This is a genomic window from Leptotrichia sp. oral taxon 417 (assembly GCF_013394865.1).
GTDB classification, from domain to species: domain Bacteria; phylum Fusobacteriota; class Fusobacteriia; order Fusobacteriales; family Leptotrichiaceae; genus Leptotrichia; species Leptotrichia wadei_A.
The window spans coordinates 1,709,865-1,731,174 of record NZ_JABXYV010000001.1; the positions used below are offsets into that span (position 1 = coordinate 1,709,865).

The 21,310-nt window shown below is 30.0% G+C and carries 23 protein-coding genes and 1 pseudogene; 4 read left to right on the forward strand and 20 right to left on the reverse strand.

Going from position 1 to position 21,310, the window contains the following annotated elements; genetic code table 11:
• Positions 1–12: 12 nt before the first annotated feature.
• From HW276_RS07825 to HW276_RS07870, 10 genes are all read right to left on the reverse strand, one after another.
• Positions 13–1,809, reverse strand: a complete 1,797-nt coding sequence (locus HW276_RS07825) for a sensor histidine kinase (RefSeq protein WP_370464633.1) — start codon at positions 1,807–1,809, stop codon at positions 13–15.
• Between the two features lies 1 nt (position 1,810).
• Positions 1,811–3,406 carry a subtype B tannase gene (locus tag HW276_RS07830; protein ID WP_178938059.1) on the reverse strand — a complete coding sequence of 532 codons (1,596 nt, stop codon included), beginning with the start codon at positions 3,404–3,406 and terminating at the stop codon, positions 1,811–1,813.
• A gap of 292 nt (positions 3,407–3,698) precedes the next feature.
• Complete coding sequence (gene rplQ, locus HW276_RS07835) at positions 3,699–4,073, reverse strand: 50S ribosomal protein L17 (RefSeq protein ID WP_147004040.1); 375 nt, start codon at positions 4,071–4,073, stop codon at positions 3,699–3,701.
• 54 nt (positions 4,074–4,127) lie between these two features.
• Positions 4,128–5,102: a DNA-directed RNA polymerase subunit alpha gene (locus HW276_RS07840; protein WP_146964627.1), complete on the reverse strand. Its 975-nt coding sequence runs from the start codon at positions 5,100–5,102 to the stop codon at positions 4,128–4,130.
• A 30-nt stretch (positions 5,103–5,132) separates the two neighbouring features.
• Entirely contained in the window at positions 5,133–5,720 is a 588-nt protein-coding gene (rpsD, locus tag HW276_RS07845) for a 30S ribosomal protein S4 (protein WP_018451246.1), read from the reverse strand.
• Positions 5,721–5,748: 28 nt separating this feature from the next.
• The gene (gene rpsK / locus HW276_RS07850) at positions 5,749–6,138 is read right to left on the reverse strand and encodes a 30S ribosomal protein S11 (RefSeq protein WP_147004041.1); all 390 of its coding nucleotides are present in this window, start codon (positions 6,136–6,138) and stop codon (positions 5,749–5,751) included.
• 31 nt (positions 6,139–6,169) lie between these two features.
• Positions 6,170–6,535 (reverse strand): 30S ribosomal protein S13, encoded by a 366-nt coding sequence (gene rpsM / locus HW276_RS07855; protein WP_021744138.1) that lies wholly within the window; start codon positions 6,533–6,535, stop codon positions 6,170–6,172.
• Between the two features lie 210 nt (positions 6,536–6,745).
• Positions 6,746–6,859, reverse strand: coding sequence for a 50S ribosomal protein L36 (rpmJ, locus tag HW276_RS07860; protein ID WP_015770204.1), 114 nt, complete (start codon positions 6,857–6,859; stop codon positions 6,746–6,748).
• A gap of 21 nt (positions 6,860–6,880) precedes the next feature.
• Positions 6,881–7,099 (reverse strand): translation initiation factor IF-1, encoded by a 219-nt coding sequence (gene infA / locus HW276_RS07865; RefSeq protein WP_006805851.1) that lies wholly within the window; start codon positions 7,097–7,099, stop codon positions 6,881–6,883.
• A gap of 173 nt (positions 7,100–7,272) precedes the next feature.
• Complete coding sequence (locus HW276_RS07870; RefSeq protein WP_178938060.1) at positions 7,273–7,923, reverse strand: class I SAM-dependent methyltransferase; 651 nt, start codon at positions 7,921–7,923, stop codon at positions 7,273–7,275.
• Positions 7,924–8,124: 201 nt separating this feature from the next.
• Between HW276_RS07870 and HW276_RS07875 the strand changes: the two genes are divergently transcribed.
• Positions 8,125–8,349, forward strand: a complete 225-nt coding sequence (locus HW276_RS07875) for a heavy-metal-associated domain-containing protein (RefSeq protein WP_178938061.1) — start codon at positions 8,125–8,127, stop codon at positions 8,347–8,349.
• Between the two features lie 412 nt (positions 8,350–8,761).
• Here HW276_RS07875 and HW276_RS07880 read toward each other — a convergent pair whose 3' ends face one another.
• The 10 genes from HW276_RS07880 to HW276_RS07925 all read right to left on the reverse strand — a co-directional run bounded on the left by HW276_RS07880 (position 8,762) and on the right by HW276_RS07925 (position 18,362).
• On the reverse strand, positions 8,762–9,634 hold the full coding sequence (locus HW276_RS07880; protein WP_147004044.1) for a tetratricopeptide repeat protein: 873 nt from the start codon (positions 9,632–9,634) through the stop codon (positions 8,762–8,764).
• 58 nt (positions 9,635–9,692) lie between these two features.
• Positions 9,693–10,949: a glutamate-5-semialdehyde dehydrogenase gene (locus HW276_RS07885; protein ID WP_178938062.1), complete on the reverse strand. Its 1,257-nt coding sequence runs from the start codon at positions 10,947–10,949 to the stop codon at positions 9,693–9,695.
• Positions 10,950–10,990: 41 nt separating this feature from the next.
• Complete coding sequence (proB, locus tag HW276_RS07890) at positions 10,991–12,133, reverse strand: glutamate 5-kinase (RefSeq protein ID WP_178938063.1); 1,143 nt, start codon at positions 12,131–12,133, stop codon at positions 10,991–10,993.
• Positions 12,134–12,164: 31 nt separating this feature from the next.
• Positions 12,165–12,308 (reverse strand): hypothetical protein, encoded by a 144-nt coding sequence (locus HW276_RS07895; RefSeq protein ID WP_172617464.1) that lies wholly within the window; start codon positions 12,306–12,308, stop codon positions 12,165–12,167.
• A gap of 55 nt (positions 12,309–12,363) precedes the next feature.
• A complete protein-coding gene (locus HW276_RS07900; protein WP_178938064.1) occupies positions 12,364–13,806 on the reverse strand; it encodes an alpha-amylase in 1,443 nt (480 codons plus the stop codon).
• A gap of 36 nt (positions 13,807–13,842) precedes the next feature.
• Complete coding sequence (kdsB, locus tag HW276_RS07905) at positions 13,843–14,589, reverse strand: 3-deoxy-manno-octulosonate cytidylyltransferase (RefSeq protein ID WP_178938065.1); 747 nt, start codon at positions 14,587–14,589, stop codon at positions 13,843–13,845.
• A gap of 259 nt (positions 14,590–14,848) precedes the next feature.
• Positions 14,849–16,342: a D-alanyl-D-alanine carboxypeptidase family protein gene (locus tag HW276_RS07910; protein ID WP_147004049.1), complete on the reverse strand. Its 1,494-nt coding sequence runs from the start codon at positions 16,340–16,342 to the stop codon at positions 14,849–14,851.
• A 121-nt stretch (positions 16,343–16,463) separates the two neighbouring features.
• Positions 16,464–17,111, reverse strand: coding sequence for an endonuclease III (gene nth / locus HW276_RS07915; RefSeq protein WP_147004050.1), 648 nt, complete (start codon positions 17,109–17,111; stop codon positions 16,464–16,466).
• A gap of 16 nt (positions 17,112–17,127) precedes the next feature.
• Positions 17,128–17,769, reverse strand: coding sequence for a TraX family protein (locus tag HW276_RS07920; RefSeq protein WP_178938066.1), 642 nt, complete (start codon positions 17,767–17,769; stop codon positions 17,128–17,130).
• A 335-nt stretch (positions 17,770–18,104) separates the two neighbouring features.
• Positions 18,105–18,362, reverse strand: a complete 258-nt coding sequence (locus HW276_RS07925; RefSeq protein WP_018449618.1) for a SemiSWEET family transporter — start codon at positions 18,360–18,362, stop codon at positions 18,105–18,107.
• A gap of 385 nt (positions 18,363–18,747) precedes the next feature.
• Between HW276_RS07925 and HW276_RS07930 the strand changes: the two are divergent.
• From HW276_RS07930 to HW276_RS07940, 3 genes and pseudogenes are all read left to right on the forward strand, one after another.
• Positions 18,748–18,941, forward strand: a pseudogene (locus HW276_RS07930) (ISLre2 family transposase); the annotation flags it as partial.
• Positions 18,942–19,016: 75 nt separating this feature from the next.
• Positions 19,017–20,105: an SMI1/KNR4 family protein gene (locus HW276_RS07935; protein WP_178938067.1), complete on the forward strand. Its 1,089-nt coding sequence runs from the start codon at positions 19,017–19,019 to the stop codon at positions 20,103–20,105.
• Between the two features lie 64 nt (positions 20,106–20,169).
• Entirely contained in the window at positions 20,170–21,306 is a 1,137-nt protein-coding gene (locus tag HW276_RS07940; protein ID WP_178938068.1) for a toxin-antitoxin system YwqK family antitoxin, read from the forward strand.
• Positions 21,307–21,310 lie beyond the last annotated feature (4 nt).

The following is a 21,310-nucleotide window of genomic DNA, read 5'->3' on the forward strand; positions in this document are numbered from 1 at the left end:
CAAACAATTCTATTATTTATCAAAAGGAATCAAAAAAGTAAAAACCGTTTGCACATCTAGTTCACTTTCCGCCAAAATTTCAATATTATGCCGTATCGCAATTTCCTTTGCAATTGCAAGGCCTAGCCCCATTCCATTCTTATTTTCTTCTGTATTTGACTTGTGGTAACGATTAAAAATTTCTCCGATATTTTCAGGATCTATTCCTTTTCCGTAATCACAAATTTTAAGTTCGTATTTTTTATTTACTTTTCTTAAATAAATGTCAATTTTCTGATTTTCACTTGAAAATTTTATTGCATTATCCAAGATAATTATTATCATTTGCCTAATTCGCTGATAATCTCCAGTAAAAAGATAATTTTCCTTTTTTTGATTTACTTTATTTCCAAAAAAATTAATTTTTATATTCTTTTTGGTTGAAATCTGCTTCATGCTTCTAACCGCATCATTCACAATTTCAGATAAATCAATTATACTTTTATCAATGGAAAAATCCGTGTTCTGAAGTTTTGTCAAATCGATCAGATCATTGACTAGCCTTTGTAAATGAATACTATCTGATAAAATCTGCCTATTATATTCTTTTAACTGCTCAGGATCACTAATAATCCCGTCACAAATGGCTTCCATCGAACCTCGAATCACAGTAATCGGTGTCCGCAGCTCATGAGAAATATTCACAATAAAATTTTGCCGCATTTTTTCAAACCGCTCACTTTCCTTAGAGCTTTTATCAAGCTGAACTGCCAATTTATCAATACTTTCTGCAAGTTCTCCAATTTCATCCCCTTGATCCACATCTGTTGTCACCTCATAATCTCCCTGTGCCAATTTAAGCGTAGCATTTCTAATCTTGTTAAGTGGCCTTGTAAAACTTATAGAAAGCCATATTGCACTGATGCTTGCTATTGCAAGAGCTGCTAAAATACTGAAAATAAGCGTATAAATTCCGCTTTTTAAGGCAGATGACATATATTTTACTGGAGAATGAAGCAAAACTGCTCCTTCGATGATTTTACCATTTTTTATTGGAACTGCCACAGTAATTGAATTTTCATTTAAATATTCATTAAAATTTTCTGTTGTAGTTGTCTCTCCAGCGAGTGCCCTTTTTATAGTATTTTCAGCATTTGGCGGCAACTTTAAATAAGAGAGCGACTGGGTTCTCTCACTTCTTCCTTGGACAATATTTCCTGTTTTCGCATCAACTATCCAAACTTCTCCCATTGCAAGATTTTCAATCATTTTCATACTTCTAAAAATTTTAACATTGTTATCTTTTTCATCTACAATTCTATGCCTATGAAAACGTCTTTCTTCAGGTGGAATATTATCTTTTTCATCTTCTATATTTCTACTATCTTCCCTTTTTCTCAATTTATTTTCTAAAATTTTATGTCTTTCTTCAGGCTTTCTTTCATCTTCATCTTTTCGTATATCTTCAATAATATTATTTTCAAAAATTTTCCCCTTTATATTTCCTACAATCTCAGCATTTTTTCTATGCGGAAATTTATTTCTATCTTCTTCAGGATTTCCAGTTCTTCTTTTTCCATCCGCACTCAAATCCCTATCTGGACTTTTTTCATTCTCAAACCATACTTTAGACAAAGTTTCTGAAATCTTACAAGCCCTTTCCTCTAAATCTTTTTTATGCATTGCAACTGTATTCTGAATATAGATATACCCAAAAATACTTCCAATTACAATTGAAAATAAAAAAAGTGATACTCCAAAATACGACAGCAACTTTATAGCTATTTTATTCCTAAATCTAACATTTTGCGCTTTTTTAATTAATTTCACCTTACTTTCCTTCAGCCACAACCTTATCCATCCAACTAAACAACTCTGTCAAATCATAATCCCCTGAATGCGGTGTCGCCCAAGGTGATGCAAAATCAACTTTTTTCCCAAGATTTTCCAATTTTATGGCAAGTATCGCAGGTATTGCAAGTGAAGTATCTTTGTCAACTGCACCGTGTCTTATTCTCCAATATTTCACTTTTGAATTTCCAATATAATTCATCGGATTCATCATTTTTATAATTTTCTTATCAGCCATTGTTCCATTTACTGTCGAATGTTCTAGCATATATTCTGTAAAATGCTTATTATCTGTAGTTTCATCTCCAAATTCATTATTTTCTCCTGTTGATAAATCCACATTATCAAAGGCTCCAGGCGTTTTTTGTCTACCCATGTAAGCAATATATTTATCGTAATCCAAATCTACAACTTTTCCATTTTTTATTGTTAAAAAGTCAAATTCTGATAAATCAGTTCCTTTTTTCAAAGCCACATTTGCAGAATCAATGTAATACTGCTTAATTTGATTTTTAAAGCTTCCATTTCCATCTTTATCCAACGTTAAAAGTTTACCATTTTTGTCCTTTAACTTTAAACTATTCACATAATCAGGAAACATTTTTTTCAAATCATTTGAACGTAAAATTTCATCATCAGTCAACGTACCCTCAGTGTATTTTCTTTCCACATTGTAATCTAGCATTGAAATTTCTATCTTTTTATATGTTTTCACATCATTAAACATCCACTCATAAGCTGTATTTGCATTTTCTAAATTAGTTATTGGACAATAAGCTGAAACTGCATAAATATCATCTCTAGCCTTCAATGCTCCGATTTCCTTCAAATAAGGCTCGTAATCCTTACTATTCCCAGTCGCACCTAACAGAGCTGAAACTGCTCCTCCAGCACTTGTCCCATTAGAAATAATTCTGTCAGCTCTACCAGGCATTTTATTATCATTATAACGTAAATATCTCACAGCCGCTTTCAAATCTACAATTACAGCAGGTGCCTTTCCTGTATATTTCCCATCTTTTTCCAAAGTTCTACCTCTAGCTCCAGGACTTGCCACAACATATCCATTTGATAATGCAACTAATGAAGCATTAGGTTTCCCATCTCTTCCATTTCCAGGCACTCCAGCTGCTCCAGGCATATATCCTCCAACTGTATTTGGGAAAAATATCGGTGCGCTTTTTGCATTGTATTTTCCAACTAATTTATTTTTAAAATATTCTTCTGGAATATAGATATTTATAGTTTGATATGCAATATCAACTGGTTTTGCTACATAAACTATATTTTCATAGGCACGATAAGTAACAGTTTTTCCATTAACAGTCGCTGTTTTTGTTGTATAAATTTTATTTGCATCAAAATTTAAGTTGTAACCATTTTCTGTTTTATTTGTTATCATATCTTCGGTTATTACTTTTTTATTCATAGGTGCTCCCATTTGTGTTTTTTTATCTTCATTTTTATTTACTTCAGCATTTTTCTGATATTTGCTAGAATCTGTTAATCTTTCATTATCAGTAGCCATTAAAAAAACTGAAATTAATAAACTCATTACAATCAATTTTTTCTTCATAGTTGATCTCCTTTTATTTTTATGAAATAGATATGTTCGATAACCTAAGTTTTTTAATTTCTATTTTTTTATACTTTTTAACAATTTACTAAAATTTCTTGTTATTATGCTCAAACCTATTTAAAATTAATTGCTAAAAATTATATAAATTTAGGAATTGAGTAAAATAGTCGTAGTTTTTGAGTTCAGTTTTAAAGCAGTTTTACTTAAATAAAATATCATTCAGTTTTTAAATAAAAATATAAAAAAAGGACATAAGTATAAAACCTATGCCTTTTAACTATTATAATTATTATACTAATTCAATAATTGCCAATTCAGCTGAATCTCCACGTCTTACAGCAGTTTTAATGATTCTTGTATATCCACCATTTCTTTCAGCATATTTAGGTGCAATTTCATTAAAGATTTTAACAACTGCTTCTTCATTTCTTAAAAATGCAAAAGCCTGTCTTCTTAAATGTATTCTTCTTGCAGTATCAGTTGAATTATTGTATTTTTTCCCTAAAGTAATTGCTTTTTCAGCAAATTTTCTTAATTCTTTAGCACGAGTTACAGTTGTTTCGATTTGCTCATGTTTCACTAAAGAAATTGTCATATTTTTAAGCATAGCTAATCTATGGTCTGTTCTTCTACCTAATTTTCTGTATGATTTATTATGATTCATTTTCCCTCCTCGTTTAAGATTTTATTCTATATCCTAGTTTAATTTTTTTTATGATTACTCTTCACTGCCTACGTTATCGCCTAAATCGTAACCAAGTTCTTTCATTTTATCGATAATTTCATTTAGTGATTTTTTCCCTAAATTCTTAATTTTCAATAATTCATTATAAGTCATTGAAGTTAAGTCTGAAATTGTATTTACTCCTGCCTTCTTCAAGCAGTTATATGAACGTACTGTAAAGTCAAGTTCTTCAATTTTCATATCTTCAATGTTATTTTCGTTTTCTTCTTCAGTTTCTGTCAATTCTTCTTCACTATCTCTATATTTACTCATACTGTTTCCAATATTTGTAAATGGTTCCAAATGCCAAGTTAGTAATTCTACCGCATAAGACAAGGCATCTTTAATTTCGATACTTCCATCTGTTGCAATTTCCAAAATTAACTTGTCATAATTTGTAACACGTCCAACCATAGTATCTTCAACACTATAATTTACTCTTTTGATAGGCGTATAAATCGCATCAACTGCTAAATATCCTATTGGCCATCCATCAGTATTAATTTCATCAGAAATTACAAATCCTTCCCCTGAATCCACAAGAAATTCAATATCAATCTGTCTGTCAGTTGTAACTGTCATAATGACTTGTTCTGGATTTATAACTTTTAGTCCTGGTTCTACGTGAATATCAGCCGCTGTAATCACAGCTGGTCCTTTTACTGAAAGTGTCATTTTCTTTTCACCAGGTTCATCAGCTTCAACTACTATTTCTTTAATATTCAAAATAATATCTGTAACTGCTTCTTTTACACCTTCAATTGTAGAAAATTCATTTAATACACCTTCAATTTTGATTCCCTTTATTGCAGTTCCTGGAATTGATGATAATAATATTCTTCTAAGCGCATTTCCAATAGTATTTCCATATCCTCTATATAAAGGCTCCAATGTATATTTTGCTGTATAATTATCTTCTTTTTCTTCAGTCAATCTTACATTTTTAGCTATTTTTTCAATATTTAACAAGCTAATTCATCTCCTCTGATTAAAATATTATTATCTAGAGTAGAACTCGATAATCATCGCTTCGTCAACCTCAAAGTCAACTGCGTCTCTTCCTGGATTTTCAAGCACTTGAGCTTTTAAAGTGTTTTCTTCAAGTGACAACCATCCTGGAATTGCTTTTTGCCCAACAGATTCCTTAATTAAAGCTAATTCTTTAGAATCTTCCTTAACTGTAATTACATCACCTTGTTTTACTCTGTATGATGCAATGTTTACTCTTTTTCCATTTATTAAGATATGTCCGTGACTTACAATTTGTCTTGCTTGTCTTCTTGTAGCACCAAATCCTAATCTGTAAATTACGTTATCTAATCTTCTTTCAAGATATTGAAGTAATAGTTCCCCTGTTACTCCTTCTTTTCTTGTTGCTTCTTCATATAGTTTATAGAATTGTTTTTCCATTACTCCATAAACAAATTTTACTTTTTGTTTTTCTCTTTGTTGTGTTCCATATTCAGTTAATTTTCTATTTGCGTTTGGTCTAATATTTCTGTTTGATTTTTTGTTTACCCCTAAAACAATAGGATCTAAACCAAGATTTCTACATCTTTTTAACACAGGCTGTCTATCTCTTGCCATTTATCTTTTTCCTCCTTAGTTTATAAAATTACGGTCTTCTCTTTTTAGGTGGTCTTGCACCATTATGAGGTACTGGAGTTATATCAACTATTCTTGTTACTTCTAATCCAGTAGCCTGTATTGATCTTATAGAAGCTTCTCTTCCAGATCCAGGTCCTTTTATTTTAATTTCGATTTGTTTCATTCCATTTTCAATTGCAACTTGAGCTGCTTGTTCAGCTGCTATTTGAGCTGCGAATGGAGTTCCCTTTTTAGTTCCTTTGAACCCTGAAGTTCCTCCTGATTTCCAGATTACTACTTTTCCTTCTGCATCTGTAATAGTTACAACAGTATTATTAAAAGTAGAATGTATATATGCGATTCCATTAGGAATATTTTTTAATTTTTTCTTTTTTGAAGTTGCTGGTCTTTTTGCCACTTATGGTTTCCTCCTTTAACTTAATAGTCTATTATTTTTTCTTAGCAATTGCCATTCTAACTGGCCCTTTTCTAGTTCTTGCATTTGTTTTAGTTTTTTGTCCTCTTACAGGTAATCCATTTCTATGTCTTAATCCTCTGTAACTCTTGATGTCAAGCAGACGTTTGATGTTAAGTCTAATTTCTTTTCTTAACTCTCCTTCAATTTTGTACTCTTCTACAGCAGCTCTTAATTTTGCTACTTGTTCTTCCGTTAAATCTTTTACTTTAGTATCTCTGTCGATACCAGTTGCTCCTAAAATTTTGTTTGAAGTACTTCTACCGATTCCAAAAATGTAAGTTAAAGAAACTTCTACTCTTTTATTTCTTGGAATATCTACTCCTGCTATTCTAGCCAAATTTTTTCCTCCTCATTTTTGATATTTTAATCTTCTTCAATATGCCCTCACATACACAATATAAGGAATAAGCTCTACAGCCAAACATACCTTTACAATCTTTATTTCAATATCCATAGTAATCTCAATTTCCTTCAGTCTATATATATTTTAATAAAAATTTTTTTCAGGTTTATTAATCTGTTTTTTAAAATAAAAAATATTTTAAGATTATCCTTGTATTTGCTTGTGTTTAGGGTTTTCGCATATTACTCTTACTTTTCCGTGACGTTTAACGATTTTACATTTGTCACAAATAGGTTTTACTGAAGCTTTTACTTTCACTAAAAACCCTCCTTCCAACTGTTATTTTTTTCTATATACAATTCTACCTCTTGACAAGTCATATGGAGAAACTTCCACTGTAACTTTATCTCCTGGTAAAATTTTTATATAGTTCATTCTCATTTTCCCTGAGATATGTCCTAAAACTTCGTGCCCATTTTCAAGCCTTACTTGAAACATCGCATTAGGCAATGCCTCGATTATTTCACCTTCCAGCTCAAGAACATCCTGTTTTGCCATAAATAATCACCTCGGATCCTTTTTATTATAACAAAAAAATAAATAAATGTCCAGTTTTTTTCAATATTTAATTTTGATAAAATCTCAAAAAACAATTTACATTTTTTATTTACTATATCATAATACAGTATTTATCACATTTTGTCAATTATTTTTATTTTACAGAAAATCTTCTATTTTTTAACACTTCTAAAAATCCTGTACCCAGCATTAATTTCCAGCGTTTCACAATTCCCAAAAATCTCCTCCAGTTTTTTCTGTGTACTTTTCGCCCCATGTTTTGTCTGAATCACACAATAAAATTCCCCATTTTCATTCAAATGCTCAAAACTTTTTTCATAAATCTGAAAAATAGTCTGTTTTCCAGCCCGAATCGGCGGATTGGACAAAATCACATCAAACTTTTCAGAAATATTATCAAATGCAAAAGATTTTATCACTTTAAAGTCACTATTTCCAAAATCATTATCCTCAGAATCATTACTTTTTACAACTCCATTTTTAAAAAGATTTTCCCTCGTAAGCTCCAAAGCCCGCTCGTTCACATCTGATGAAACAGTTCTCGCATTTTTAAAAAAAGATTTTACAACAACCGATACAACTCCATATCCACAGCCAATATCCAGCACATCAAATTTTTGATTTTTTTTATTTGAATTTTCCCGTAAAAACACCTTCAGCATAACATCTGTCCCAAAATCCACCTTTGTCTTTGAAAATACCCCATTATCTGTCACAAATTCAAAATTTCTATTTTCTATCTCATATCTTATTATTTTTCTGTCTGATTTAACTTCCTGCTTTTCTGAAAAATAATGACTCATCCTATTTCACCTCTTAAATTTTTGTTTTTCATAATTTTTTTAATTTCATACCATTATACCATATTTTACCGCTCATACCACATATTTATTTTTTTGCACATACAAAATTCCTTGCATTTTATCCAATTTTTTTATATAATATTTTTGACACAAAATAATTTTGTGCCCTAATAAAAATAAATTTTTATGGAGGTCTTTAAAATGATTAAAAAACTTATTGAAATAGAAGGGCTGCACTGCGAAAACTGTGCAAAAAAAGTGAAAAATGCTTTATTCGGATTGCCAGAAGTAGAAGATGTGGAAGTAAATCTTTCTGATAAAAATGCAAAAGTTACTTTAAATGAAGAAGTTGACGACTTGCTAATAGCAGATGTGGTAAATGGTGCTGGACATTATAAAGTGAAGGATGTTACAGAAATTTCTTAATTTTTTTTATTAACTATTTATTTATAAAAAATTAAAAAATTTATTTTGAATTGAGTTGATTTTTTTATTATAAAATGTTATAATAAGAATGTAAAAGAATAAAAATTCTCGTTGTAGTGTTACAAATCAAAAGAGAGCTAACCCCCAAAGTAAGCTCTCTTTTTTAGTTATTTCCAAAATTCTTGAATTAAAATTATTACTATTTGTAATAAAATTACAACTAAGATTTTTATCAATAACACTCTCATTATAGTATTACCTCCTTTCTCAAGGATTGCTAAAATTATAATATTTTTTGAAATGTTTGTATATCTATTTTTTAATTTTTTTAATAAATTACAAATTTTTATAAAATAAAAAAGATGATATTAAACGATTTTACTGCTCTTTATCATCTTTTAAATTTTTTTAACTATTTTCCTTTATTTTTACCTTTTAAATGATCATTTGCCTCCATTAAAAGTCCAAGAAACTCAATAGATTTCAATTTATCAAAATTTTCTTTGTACAATTTAGAATTTTTATTTTCATACAATTCTTGATTTTTATAATACAATAGCTCCATTAATTCATTTACAACAGAAGAATTATCCTGTTTCATATTAATATAGGAATCTTCAAAAAACTCTATTGCCTCTGCTAATTTTTCCTGTTTTACATAGTTATTAATTATTATTTTTTGGGCATCTATTATAAAACTTTTTTTCATATCTTGAGTTATATACCAGTAATCAATTTTTTTTATCTTGTTATATTTTTCAATTGCTTTTTTCATATACTCTGTGCTTTCAGAATATTTTTTATTATCTAATAACTTTAAAGCCCATTGATAGTATCCCTCTGGATATTCGGGAAATAATGACATTATCTGTTTTATAGTTTCATCAGATTTTTTAGTATCACCTAAATATCCGTAAGCAATTGCAAGATTGTTATATGGTCTTGGATTTTTCGGATTTAAATTTATTGCTTTTTGATAATATTCAATTGCTTTTTTTGTATCTTTGTTAAACACTCTTTCGTATGTTCCAATATAAAACATGGCAAGATAATTTTTATTATCTAGCTGAACAGCTTCTTCAAATGGTTTTTTTGATTTAGAAAAATCTATTCCTTGCATTTTTATTCCCTCAAAAGTTTTTTCAATTGATTTATCGTTTATCTTCAATTCTTTCAGTTCCTGTCGTGTAACTCTCATAATTTCTTCCTGATCTTCAGCTAAAATCCCAAAACTTAATACAAAAAAACTTAATAAAATTAAAATTTTTAAATATCTATTATTCACACTATCCTCCTTTTAAATATTTTATCCTTTCTAAACCAAAATATAATATTGAAAAAATTTATTCTCTAATTTGTCCTTCTCCTCTAATCACATACTTTGTCGTAGTCAATTCCCTAATTCCCATAGGCCCACGAGCATGCAGTTTTTGTGTGGAAATTCCAATTTCTCCACCAAAGCCAAATTCTCCTCCGTCAGAAAATCTTGTTGAAGCATTTAAATAAACATTGGCTGAATCTACTTCATTTAAGAATTTTTCAGCATTTTCTATAGATTTTGTCAAGATTGAGTCGGAATGATGAGTTCCGTGATTATTTATGTATTCTATTGCTTCATCTACGTTTTTAACTAATTTTAATGACATTATCAAATCTAAATATTCTGATCCGAAATCTTCTTCAGCTGCCAATTTTACATCCGATCTATTTCCTACTATTTCCAATGCTTCCTTACTATATCTTAACTCTACTCCATCCTTCAAAAGCATTTCTGTCAATTCAGGCAAAATTTCTTTTGCAATATTTTCATGAATTAACGTTGTTTCAATGGCATTACAGACGCTTGGACGTTGAACTTTAGCATTTTCAATAATTGGCAATGCTTGTTTTATATCAGCTGTTTCATCTACGAAAATATGACAAATTCCTGCACCAGTTTCTATCATTGGAATTGTTGCATTTTCAATGATAAGTCTTTTTAGCCCTTTTCCACCTCTCGGGATAATTACATCAATATATTTATCTGCACGAATTAAATCCTTTACCAATTCCCTATCTGGCTTTTCCACAAGCTGAACTGTATTTTTTGGCAATCCATGAGCATCTGCAACTCTATTTAACAAATTATTTAAATAAATATTTGAATTTAGAGCATCCTCTGAACCACGTAAAATTATCGCATTTGAAGATTTTATCGCAAGTCCTGCCGCATCGACTGTAACATTTGGACGTGATTCGTAAATCATTCCGATTACTCCAAGGGGAACTCTCTTTTTAGTAATGCTCATTCCATTTTTATGATTCCATCCTGTAACGACTTCTCCAATTGGATCTGGGAACGCAGCCATTTCTCGTAAACTCTGGGCCATCCCTTCAATTCTGCTATCAGTCAATGTCATTCTATCTAGCAAAGCAAAAGAAAGCCCATTTTTTTCCCCTTTTTCCAAATCTATTTTATTCGCTGCTTTTATTTCCTCTTTTTTATTTATAAGTTCATCTGCAATTGCAAGCAAAACATCATTTTTAGTTTTAGTTCCGATTTTCAAAAGCTCCCTTGATGCAATTTTTGCTTTTTCTCCAAGTTCTTCTATATAACTCATATTTTCCCTCATTTCTCATTTTTTAATTTATATATATTTTTTTATTTTTTTACTACAACATTATCAATATGAATCACTGCATCATCATATTTATAACCTAAAATTTCTTCAATATTTTCACTTTTAACGCCTTTTATAAGATTAATTTCTTCTGCCGAATAATTTGAAATTCCTGTTGCGATAACTTTTCCCTCTAGACTTTCGATTTCAATAACAGCTCCTTTATCAAAATTTCCTTCAACTGATTTTATTCCAACAGATAATAGGCTCTTACCATTTTTCAAGGCTGTTTTTGCACCATTATCAATTGTTACTACACCTTCTTTATTAGGACCGTAAGCAAGCCAATATTTTTTCAAGCTGATTTTTTTATTTTTCTTCACAAAAAGTGTTCCAATATTTTCTTTTTCAACAATTCTAGTTATGTTTCTAGGGTCGTCTCCACTTGCAATAACTAAACTTGTTCCTATTTTTGTTACCATCTCTGCAGCAACAATTTTTGTAATCATTCCACCAGTCCCAAATTTTGAACCTTCTGCTCCTGCCATATTTTTTATGTCTTCATTGATATCTCCAACCATATTAATTAGATTAGCATCCTCATATTTTCTAGGATTTTTGTTATAAAGCCCATCAATATCCGACAAAATAATCAATAAATCAGCATCAATCAATCCTGAAACAAGTGCTGACATCGTATCATTATCACCAACCTGTATTTTTAAAGCATTTGATACAATCGCATCATTTTCATTTATAATTGGAATAATCTTTCTTTTCAAAAATGCGTTACAAACGTTTCTCATATTCAAATATCTTTTTCTATTTGAAAATTCCTCTTTTGTCAATAAAAGTTGCCCAATTATTTTGTTATGTTCTTTAAAAAGCGTCTGATAAATCTGCATAAGCGAAACCTGACCAACAGCTGATAACATCTGTTTTTCTGCCAATGTTTTAGGTTTTTCATTTATATTAAGAAGTCCCATCCCAGCACCAACTGCTCCAGAAGTTACCAGTATCACGTCATATCCCTTATTTTGCAAATTACTCAATTCCATTACAATTTTTTTTATTTTATCGATATTTAAACGTCCATCCTCAGTCGTAAGGGTCGATGTTCCCACTTTTACAACGACTCTTTGAACATTCTCTAATATTTCTTCTCTCCTATTATTATTTTTCATCTCTTTTATTCCCCTTTTCTATATTTTATTTTTATTTTTTCAATCTATTGCAAAGATTTGTATTTACACAAGTATACCCACCTGCAACAGCTCCAGCCCCCAATGCTACTGCTGTACAAGAACTCAAACTCAACATCAATGCAATTACTGCTCCTATAATTTTAACTCTTTTCATCTTTCCTAACCTCTCAATTTAATTTTTTTAGATTTTTACATTCTATTATAATTTCTTAGTTTTTACGTATCCAAACAGAAATTTTTTCAGCCTCAACTTTAAAATTACCATTTCCTTCTTCATCAATTATAACATCCTCAAATCCGCTTCCTGTAACTTCCTGCCAAACCTGACCAGCCCGTTCCTTTCCAACTTCAACCTGAATTTCTCCTTCTTCATCTAAATTTGAAAGCACAGCCACACATCCAGTCCATTCATCTCTTCCTGTTCTTTGAATTGCAATTATATTTGGATCTTCAAAGTGATTTATTTGATCACCATAGGCATGCAGGCTTCTGACTTCCAGAAGTTTGTCAATTATCCATTGATGCGGGCTATTTTCTCCGCCTACACCATAATAATCTCCATAAAACAGACAAGGATAACCATCCCTGGATAATAAAATTATAGCATAGGAATGTGGAATAAACCAGTTTTCTACCTGTGATTCTAAAGCGCTTCCCTTTTGTGAATCATGATTATCCACAAATGTTACAGCTGCCATTGGATTTGTTGCAACTATTGTATGTTCAAAAATTTCTCGCAAGTCATAATCTTGTTTCTTTTTAGAAGCGTCATACATATTAAAGTGAAGTCCAACATCAAATAAATCAGTTTTATAGCCAACATTATCCAAATATTCCTTCAATTTTTCCAAGTCATTTCTCCAGTATTCTCCCACAGAATAAAATTTTTCTCCATAAACTGCCCTTACTTGTGTTAAAAATTCTGCTATAAACTCATCTTTTATATGTTTCACCGCATCCATCCTGAATCCATCAATTTTTAGTTCATTTACAACCCATTTTCCCCATCGGATTACTTCCTCACGCACTTCAGGATGAGAAAAATCAATATCAGCATTCATCAAATAGTCATAATTTCCAAGTTCAGAATCAACTCCCTCATCCCAGTCCTTATTTTCTCCAACAATTTTATAAATTGCAGTTCTCCCTGTCTTATTGTCAAAATCCACACCATTAAAAAGATTATAGTTCCACTTAAATGCGGAATATTTACCATTTCTCCCAGGAAAAGTAAATTTTGTCCATCCTTCTATTTCAAAAGGCTCTGATATTTCCACAGTTCTATCTTCCGGATCAACTTCAATCACCAAAAAATTCTCCGTTTCATCAGCTCCTCCCTTATGATTCAAAACCGCATCCAGATACACATTTATATTATATTTATGAAGCTCCTCAATCGCCTCAATCAATTCCTGCTTCGTTCCATATTTCGTTCTGACAGTCCCCTTCTGATCAAACTCTCCCAGATCCCACAAATCATAAGATCCATAACCAACATCCGCTTGAGAAGTTCCTTTATATGCAGGTGGAATCCAAACTCCACTAACTCCAATTTCACTTAAATGTTTCGCATCATCCTTCAATCTTTTCCAATGTTTCCCGTCATTCGGCAAATTCCATTCAAAATACTGTATCATTACTCCATTTTCCATAAAAAAATCTCCTCCTTTTTTACAATATTTTTATTGTTACATAATTTTTATTCCTTTTTCCTTTACAAACTTAATAACTTCTCTCAAATCCTCTTCGGTATCTACTCCTATCACATTTGACTTAGTTTCCAAAACCTTTATTTTATACCCATTCTCAATAAATCTCAACTGTTCAAGCGACTCAATTTTCTCAAGCACACCTTCCTTCAGGCTATTCAATTCATTCAAAAATTTTACTGTATATCCGTAGATCCCTATATGCCTAAAATACTTAAAGTTTTCATTTTCATTACGTTCATAAGGAATTATTGAACGGCTAAAATAAATTGCATTGTCACTAAAGTCTGTAATAACCTTTACATGATTTGGATTTTCAATTTCCTTCCGAGATTTTATTTCCTGCTTTAACGTAACAATTTCTGACTTTTCACTTCTGTAATTATTTGCAAGAATATTAATTGATTCAATGTCAATTAACGGCTCATCCCCCTGAATATTTATCACAAAATCATAATTTTTAAACTCATCTTTATTTATAACTTCAATTATTCTGGAAGTTCCATTTTGATGATTTTCAGCAGTCATAACCACATTTCCGCCAAATTCTTTCACAGCTTCAAAAATTCTCTCGTCATCAGTCGCCACAACTAACTCATCAATATCTGCATTTTTAGCTCTTTTGTAAACCCATTCAATCATAGGATGTCCACAAATATCCTTTAACGGCTTTCCCTCAAACCTGCTAGACGCATATCTTGCCGGTATTACTCCTAATATTCTCATAACTATTTTCTCCTATTTATAATTTATATCTGCCATTTGAAAAAATCTAAAACTTTCAGCAAATACAGTATTTTCTAATATCTAATTTTCTCCAATTTTAAAAAATCTGCAATCTCTTTTTATTTTTTATCAAAAACAATCTGCTTTATTTTACCATATTTTAAGATAAATTACATTATTTTATTTTATAATCTTACACTAATAAAAAATATAAAAAAAAGAGTCATTTAAATCTTTAAACAACTCCATATTTTTTATCCTATGCCATTCCAAATGTTACAAATCTTAAAATACGTCCAAACACAGATAACTGCTTATAATCATTTTGAGCTAAAATGTCCACAGTTCCTACAACTTGGTTATCCTTTGACAGCACTTCCAGCTTACCGATTATATCTCCTTTTGAAATTCCTTGTTTTTCAGCTGTAACTTGCAAATCCTTTACTTCAAATTTGTAATTTGTATTGTCAATTTGATACACATTGCTTGAAAGGACACCGTTTATTTCCTTCTGTTGAGCATTTTTTACTTTAAATTTGCTTCCTATTTCCTGTCCTGCCTTATAAACTGGGATCATTCTTTTTTCCAGCTGTGTAAATTCTTTTTTCTGATCTTCAGTTCTGTCGCTATCTGTCTTGTTTCCCAATGTTACTGAAATAATTTCAAGATTTCCAATTTTGCTTGAAACAATCATATTATATCCAGCTTGCGCATGAAATCCTGTTTTTAGACCATAAATTCCAAATTGATCCAAAAGATGATTTCTATTATTATAAACTACATCTTCTCCTTCAGAATTTTGCAATACCAATTCAGATTCCTTCATCCATGCTCTTAATCTTTCATCTCTAATTGCTCTTTTTCCAAGAAGATACATATCATAAGCTGTAGAAATATCCATATTTTTCTTAGTCATAGAAGATGGCAGACCTGCTGGAGTATAATAATGTGTATCCTTCATTCCAAGTTCTTTAGCCTTCTCATTCATCAATTTTACAAAATTATCATAATTTCCATGCCCAATGTGATATGCCACCAAATATGCAGCATTATTGGCAGAATAAATAATTTCTGCACGCAATAAATCTCTTAATGTATAACAGTCACCAGCTTTTGCATTTAGCCAGCTTCCTCCCATATTTACTGTTTCAGGCGTAAAACATACTTTATCATCAAGTTTTGCATTTCCTCTATCCACTTGATCAAGTGTAACAAGAATATTCATAACTTTTGTAAGTGATGCTATCGGATGTTTTTGTCTTGACATTTTATCCTTCAAAACTTTTCCATCTGTAGTTGCAATATATTTTATTACTTCTCCAGAATATTGTGAAACGCCTTCTTGCTCATGTTCTATCGCTTTTACAACTTTTCTTTTTGGAGCAGGCTTATTATTGCTGCTGCTATTCTCTACTTTTACAGATTTATTTTCATTATTATTAACTTCTTTTGCTTTATTATCCTTTAAATTTTTTTCATTTACAGTTTTTACCTGTTCATTGCTTTTTTCAATTTTCTTCTTTTTCTCAATTTTTTCGTTTCTCGGTTCTTCCCTTTTTACAGACCGATGTTCAACCTCGCTATGTCTTTCACTGTTTTCCCTTACAGCCGGAGCACTTTTTTTCTCTTCCCTAACTGTAACACTTTCTTTTGGAGCAGTACTTCCAACTTCCTGTTCACCCTCCGCATAAACTAACGATGCAAGCAATGCAACAACTCCCAAAACCAAAACTCTTTTTACTCTTTTAACCATTCTTTTCCTTTCTCATATTATTTAAAATTAATAATTACACTAAACCACTTTAAAACAACCTTACACTAATTTTTATTTAATTTAAATAAAAAATAGCACAAAACAAAATTTACAAATTATATTACTCTTTCCTTAAATTATCTAAATTATATTTACAATAATTCCGAATTTCACATATATCACATTTCGGACTTCTAGCAATGCACTTATCCCGCCCATGTAAAATCATATAATGCGAATATACAAACCAGTCCTTTTTAGGCACGAATTTCATAAGTTCCCTCTCGATAATTTCAGGATTCTCACTTTTTACAAATCCAATACGGTTGGATAGCCTTTTTACATGTGTATCGACTACAATTCCTTCACGAATGTTCCAAAGTTCACCTAGAACGACATTTGCAGTTTTTCGACCTACGCCTGGCAGTTCCACTAACTTTTCCAGTTCCTTTGGAATTTTGTCATCATACTTTTCCAATATCATTTCAGCATTCAATTTTATATTCTTAGCCTTATTTCTGTAAAATCCCGTTGACTTTATGTACTTTTCCAATGTTTCCAAGTCCATTTGCCTTATATCCTCAGGTTCCTTCACAACTTTAAAAAGTTCCTTTGTAACAATATTGACACGTGCATCAGTACATTGAGCCGAGAGAATCACCGCAACCATCAGCTGATAAGGTGTTTCAAATTCCAAAGCCGCTTTTGGATTTCCAAACTTTTCCTTTAATATTGGAAATACCTTTTTAAATCTTTCCTTTTTTGTCATTTCTCTCTCCAAAATTTCAAAAAAAATTTTTTATTGCTTCTAAAATAAAAAAATGTATTGGATAAAATAAATAAAAAAAGTATTTCATACTTCTTCCCTTTTCACCGTTATACATAAAAATAAATACTAACGAAATTAGTGAAAAAAATTGAGTATCAGGTAAATCAAAGACCTCAGGAAAAATTGCATTGAAAACATTTAATACAAGAAAATTCATCAAAATTTTAAATTTATCATTTCTAAAAATACTAAAATTCATAATGAGTAAAATCCCATACATTCCATAATCCAATTTAAATTTTTGCGAAAAAAATAAAATAAATCCAATCAGAATAATTTTCAAAATTATACTTATTTTTTTCAAACTAAAAATATAAATGGACAAAAGCCCTAAAAATAACGTAAAAAAGATATTCATTGGATAATTGTAACCAAGCAGGACTGATGGCATTTGAATACTAACAGCAAAAATAAATAACCTTAAAAGATACTTTTTCAAACTCCGAGTATGCACATACCCTTCACTAAGTGTAAATGCAAATATCGGGAACGCAATCCTTCCAGCAACATTTAAAATCTCACTTCCACCAATTACATAATGATAATGATCCAAAAACATTGTCACTATCCCAATTACCTTCAAAATAAATAAACTCAATTCATCTCCTAAATTCAATATAAAAACTACAATGACACATCTAAAAAAATATGATTATTCTAATAAATATATCATATTTAATAATATCATTTTTTCAGTTTAATTTCAAGAATTTTTTTTAGAAAAATTATACTAAATTCTATTTAAAAAATAAAATAATCTTTCTGTATTCAGCAACGGAAAATTGCAATTCCCTGTTAAATAAAACTGTAAAATAAATCCATAAACACTATTTCCATTTAAACAGAAAACTAATCATAAAAAAAAGCAATCCATCTTTCACTTATAAAAGTCAAAAATTTCTTGCTATTTTTTTACCACTAAATTTAAATTATTTAAAACGCTGTTACTGTTGCTAAAAATCCAAAAATTACTCCTGGTAAATTTGCTGCTGATAATGGATAATCCTTTTGTTCTTTTAAAAGTCCATAACTTGTCCATATTGCACAGTTAATAGTAGCTGCCAAAGGTTGTAGAAAAAATGTTTTGTGACCGTGTAAGTTTCCCATAATTTGGGGAACATAAGATACGTACATTATTACAGAAAGTAATGTTCCAAGCCATCCTAAAATTTTTAAATTCTTTTCACTCATATTTTCCTCCTATCCATTATATTTTAATCAGGTCAGTTTAATATTTCCCAACTGAAAATATAACATATAAATTTTTTTATATCTTATCATTATAACATTTTTTATTTATAATTTCAAATAAATAATTTTTAGTTGACAGAGTAAAAAATATAGGGGCAAATAAATTTAATTAAATTTTTAATTAACAAAAAAGAGAAAACCAGTTACAATATAATCCCCCAATCCTATTGAAAGGTGGTTTCTTCTATGATCAAAATATCAAATTTTTATTCACTTGTAAAGACTTTTTTTAAAATATTTTTTCCTTCAAACTTTCATTTGAGTATTCATTTAAACTATTTGTCGTAAAGGCTTTTGAAACACTGTTTAGAGTTATGTCAAAAAAGTTGAGGAAGTGTCGGAGTATGTGCTTAACTACCTTGAAAAAAGATACAGTATGGATAAAAAGAAACCGATTGTGAACTCTGATGGCGGAAAATGGATAGACAGGTTTGTAGGAGAACTTAGAACAATCCCATACACATCTATGACAAGTTCCATCTGGTGATTTCCAAAAGGAATAAGGAAATATCGCAAAGCAAAAGTTCATAAATACAGGATTTTTATTAAAAATCAAAAAAATTTAAGAAAATAGTAAAGATAGGAGATTTATATATGCTAAAAGAAAAATTGAATAATAAAAATTTAGGTGATATGATATGGGAAGAAATTTTTAAAGTTGATAGTAAAGACTTTGAAAAAATAGAAAAGAAGTTGGGAATAAAATTTCCTGAAAATGATATAAAATATTTGAAAGTCTTTAACTGTGGAAAAAGTGTAAATGTAATTTTTAATATTGAAAATGAAAAATTTTATTTAAAATTTGATACTTTGGAATATAAATATTTTTCTGAAAATTTAAAATATTTTCATAGACTGACAGGAAATTATTTTGAAAATAGAAAAATCATTCCTATAATATCTAATACTAAGTTTTTAACTCAACCAAGTGAATTAAAGGAGTTTGTTATTGCATATGATTTTACAAATAATATTAATAATCCTGAAATAATTTTTATAACTTATAAAGCTAAAGATACTGGTAAAAGTTATGAAAGATATAGATATATAGAAGATAGTGTTACAGAAAAAAAATTAGGAAATGATAGTTTGGCAATACTGGATTATTTATATTTAACAGATGACAAACCAGAAGAGATAAAACCAGGATGGCTATTTGAGGAATTTTCAACAAAAGAGGAGATAGAGGAGTTTCAGAAAGAGATTGGTTTAAAGTTTCCAGAAAAATATTTGAATTTTTTGTATAAGGCAATTGATGAAAATGGAATAAGAATATATCCTGAAAAGTATAAAAAAGAATATAAAGAAAAATTAGAACAAACGAATTTTAAAAATGGGGCTTATATGATGTTAGATCAAGTAAAAGAAGATTATCAATTTTTACTGGATGAATTTAAACCATATCCGAAGAAATTAATTCCAATATTTGACTGCCTGTATGAACGTTACATCTGCCTTGACTACAGAGGAAAACTGAATACGACGCTGAAAGAACCGAGAATAACGTATTTTAATTCAGAAGAAGAGGGGAATAGAAGGTTTGTGCCGATAGCGGACAGTTATGAGGCATTCTTGGACATGATAGAAATTGACGAGAAGAAGGTTGAAAGTGAAAAGAGGGCGATGAAGGAAAGATATTTGTATGGTTATCAGATATTGGAGATGATAAGGGAGGAAGAATAGGAAGGTTTTATTTATTCTAAAATGAAAATAGGACAATGTTAAGGAAAGGGAGTGTTAAAAAATAATGAAAGTATTGAAAATAGACGAGCATGAAAAGTTTTATGAATATTTTGATGTGGAAACAGTAGACGAAACAGAAATTTTAAGCAGGAATGGGGAAAAAGTAATAGCAGAAATAGAGATTTTTTCAGAAAATGTGGTAATTACACGAGGGAAAATTATTGATGGATTAAGGGAAGGGAGATGGGAGTATTTCTTTGATACAGGAGAACCAAAAGGAGTCAATGAATATAAAAGTGGACTACTGGATGGGCTGAATGAGGAGTACAGAAGAGATGGCTCAAAAATATTTAGTGGACAGTTTAAAAAAGGAAAGAAATCAGGACATTGGTGCTGGTATCATGAAAATGGAATAATTGAAGTAGAAGGGGAATATATTGAAGATAGAAGGGAAGGGAAGTTTATCCAAAATTTTGAAAGTGGAAATCTTTTTATGGAAACATGCTATAAAAATGGGCTTGAAAATGGGAAAGTGAAAATATACTATGAGAATGGAAATATTCAGGCAGAATATAAAAGAGTGGATGGCTTAACGGAAGGAGAATACAGAAGATATTATGAAAATGGAAATACAAAGTATCAGGGGTTAGAAATCAATGGAAAAAGGGAAGGCAAGTGGATTTCATATTTTGAAACTGGCGAGATTGAAGCACAAGAGCAATGGAGCAAAAACAAATTAAATGGCTATCAAATTTTTTATTATAGAAATAAGAACATTGAGGGTGAATTTAATTGGGAAAATGGTAAGCTAGAAGGAATAGTGAAAAGATATTATGAAGATGGAACTCCTGAAAGCATAGAAAGATATGAAAATAATAAATTAAATGGAGAATATACGGATTACTATCCAAATGGTAGAATTAAGCAGTCAGGATTTATGAAAGATGGGGAATTAAATGGGAAAATAGTTACATATTTTGATTATGGAGGAAATTTAATTTCAAAAAAAGTTGATTATATAAACGGTAAGAAAAATGGAGAAAAAATTTCATATAATGATGATGGAAAGACAGTCGAAAGTATAGAAAGATACCTGAATGATAAACTGGAAGGAATAGCCGAATACTATGATGAACTAGGAAATTTAATATTAAAGCAAAAGTTTCATGAAGATGAATTAGTAAGTGAAGAAAATTTTTAGGGAA

Bases quoted from the DNA above. Each gene is read 5' to 3' on its own strand.
- HW276_RS07830 (WP_178938059.1), bottom strand. From the start codon at position 3,406: ATGAAGAAAAAATTGATTGTAATGAGTTTATTAATTTCAGTTTTTTTA.
- rplQ (WP_147004040.1), bottom strand. From the start codon at position 4,073: ATGAATCATAATAAATCATACAGAAAATTAGGTAGAAGAACAGACCAT.
- rpsD (WP_018451246.1), bottom strand. From the start codon at position 5,720: ATGGCAAGAGATAGACAGCCTGTGTTAAAAAGATGTAGAAATCTTGGT.
- infA (WP_006805851.1), bottom strand. From the start codon at position 7,099: ATGGCAAAACAGGATGTTCTTGAGCTGGAAGGTGAAATAATCGAGGCA.
- HW276_RS07870 (WP_178938060.1), bottom strand. From the start codon at position 7,923: ATGAGTCATTATTTTTCAGAAAAGCAGGAAGTTAAATCAGACAGAAAA.
- HW276_RS07875 (WP_178938061.1), top strand. From the start codon at position 8,125: ATGATTAAAAAACTTATTGAAATAGAAGGGCTGCACTGCGAAAACTGT.
- HW276_RS07885 (WP_178938062.1), bottom strand. From the start codon at position 10,949: ATGAGTTATATAGAAGAACTTGGAGAAAAAGCAAAAATTGCATCAAGG.
- proB (WP_178938063.1), bottom strand. From the start codon at position 12,133: ATGAAAAATAATAATAGGAGAGAAGAAATATTAGAGAATGTTCAAAGA.
- HW276_RS07895 (WP_172617464.1), bottom strand. From the start codon at position 12,308: ATGAAAAGAGTTAAAATTATAGGAGCAGTAATTGCATTGATGTTGAGT.
- HW276_RS07900 (WP_178938064.1), bottom strand. From the start codon at position 13,806: ATGGAAAATGGAGTAATGATACAGTATTTTGAATGGAATTTGCCGAAT.
- kdsB (WP_178938065.1), bottom strand. From the start codon at position 14,589: ATGAGAATATTAGGAGTAATACCGGCAAGATATGCGTCTAGCAGGTTT.
- HW276_RS07910 (WP_147004049.1), bottom strand. From the start codon at position 16,342: ATGGTTAAAAGAGTAAAAAGAGTTTTGGTTTTGGGAGTTGTTGCATTG.
- nth (WP_147004050.1), bottom strand. From the start codon at position 17,111: ATGACAAAAAAGGAAAGATTTAAAAAGGTATTTCCAATATTAAAGGAA.
- HW276_RS07925 (WP_018449618.1), bottom strand. From the start codon at position 18,362: ATGAGTGAAAAGAATTTAAAAATTTTAGGATGGCTTGGAACATTACTT.
- HW276_RS07935 (WP_178938067.1), top strand. From the start codon at position 19,017: ATGCTAAAAGAAAAATTGAATAATAAAAATTTAGGTGATATGATATGG.
- HW276_RS07940 (WP_178938068.1), top strand. From the start codon at position 20,170: ATGAAAGTATTGAAAATAGACGAGCATGAAAAGTTTTATGAATATTTT.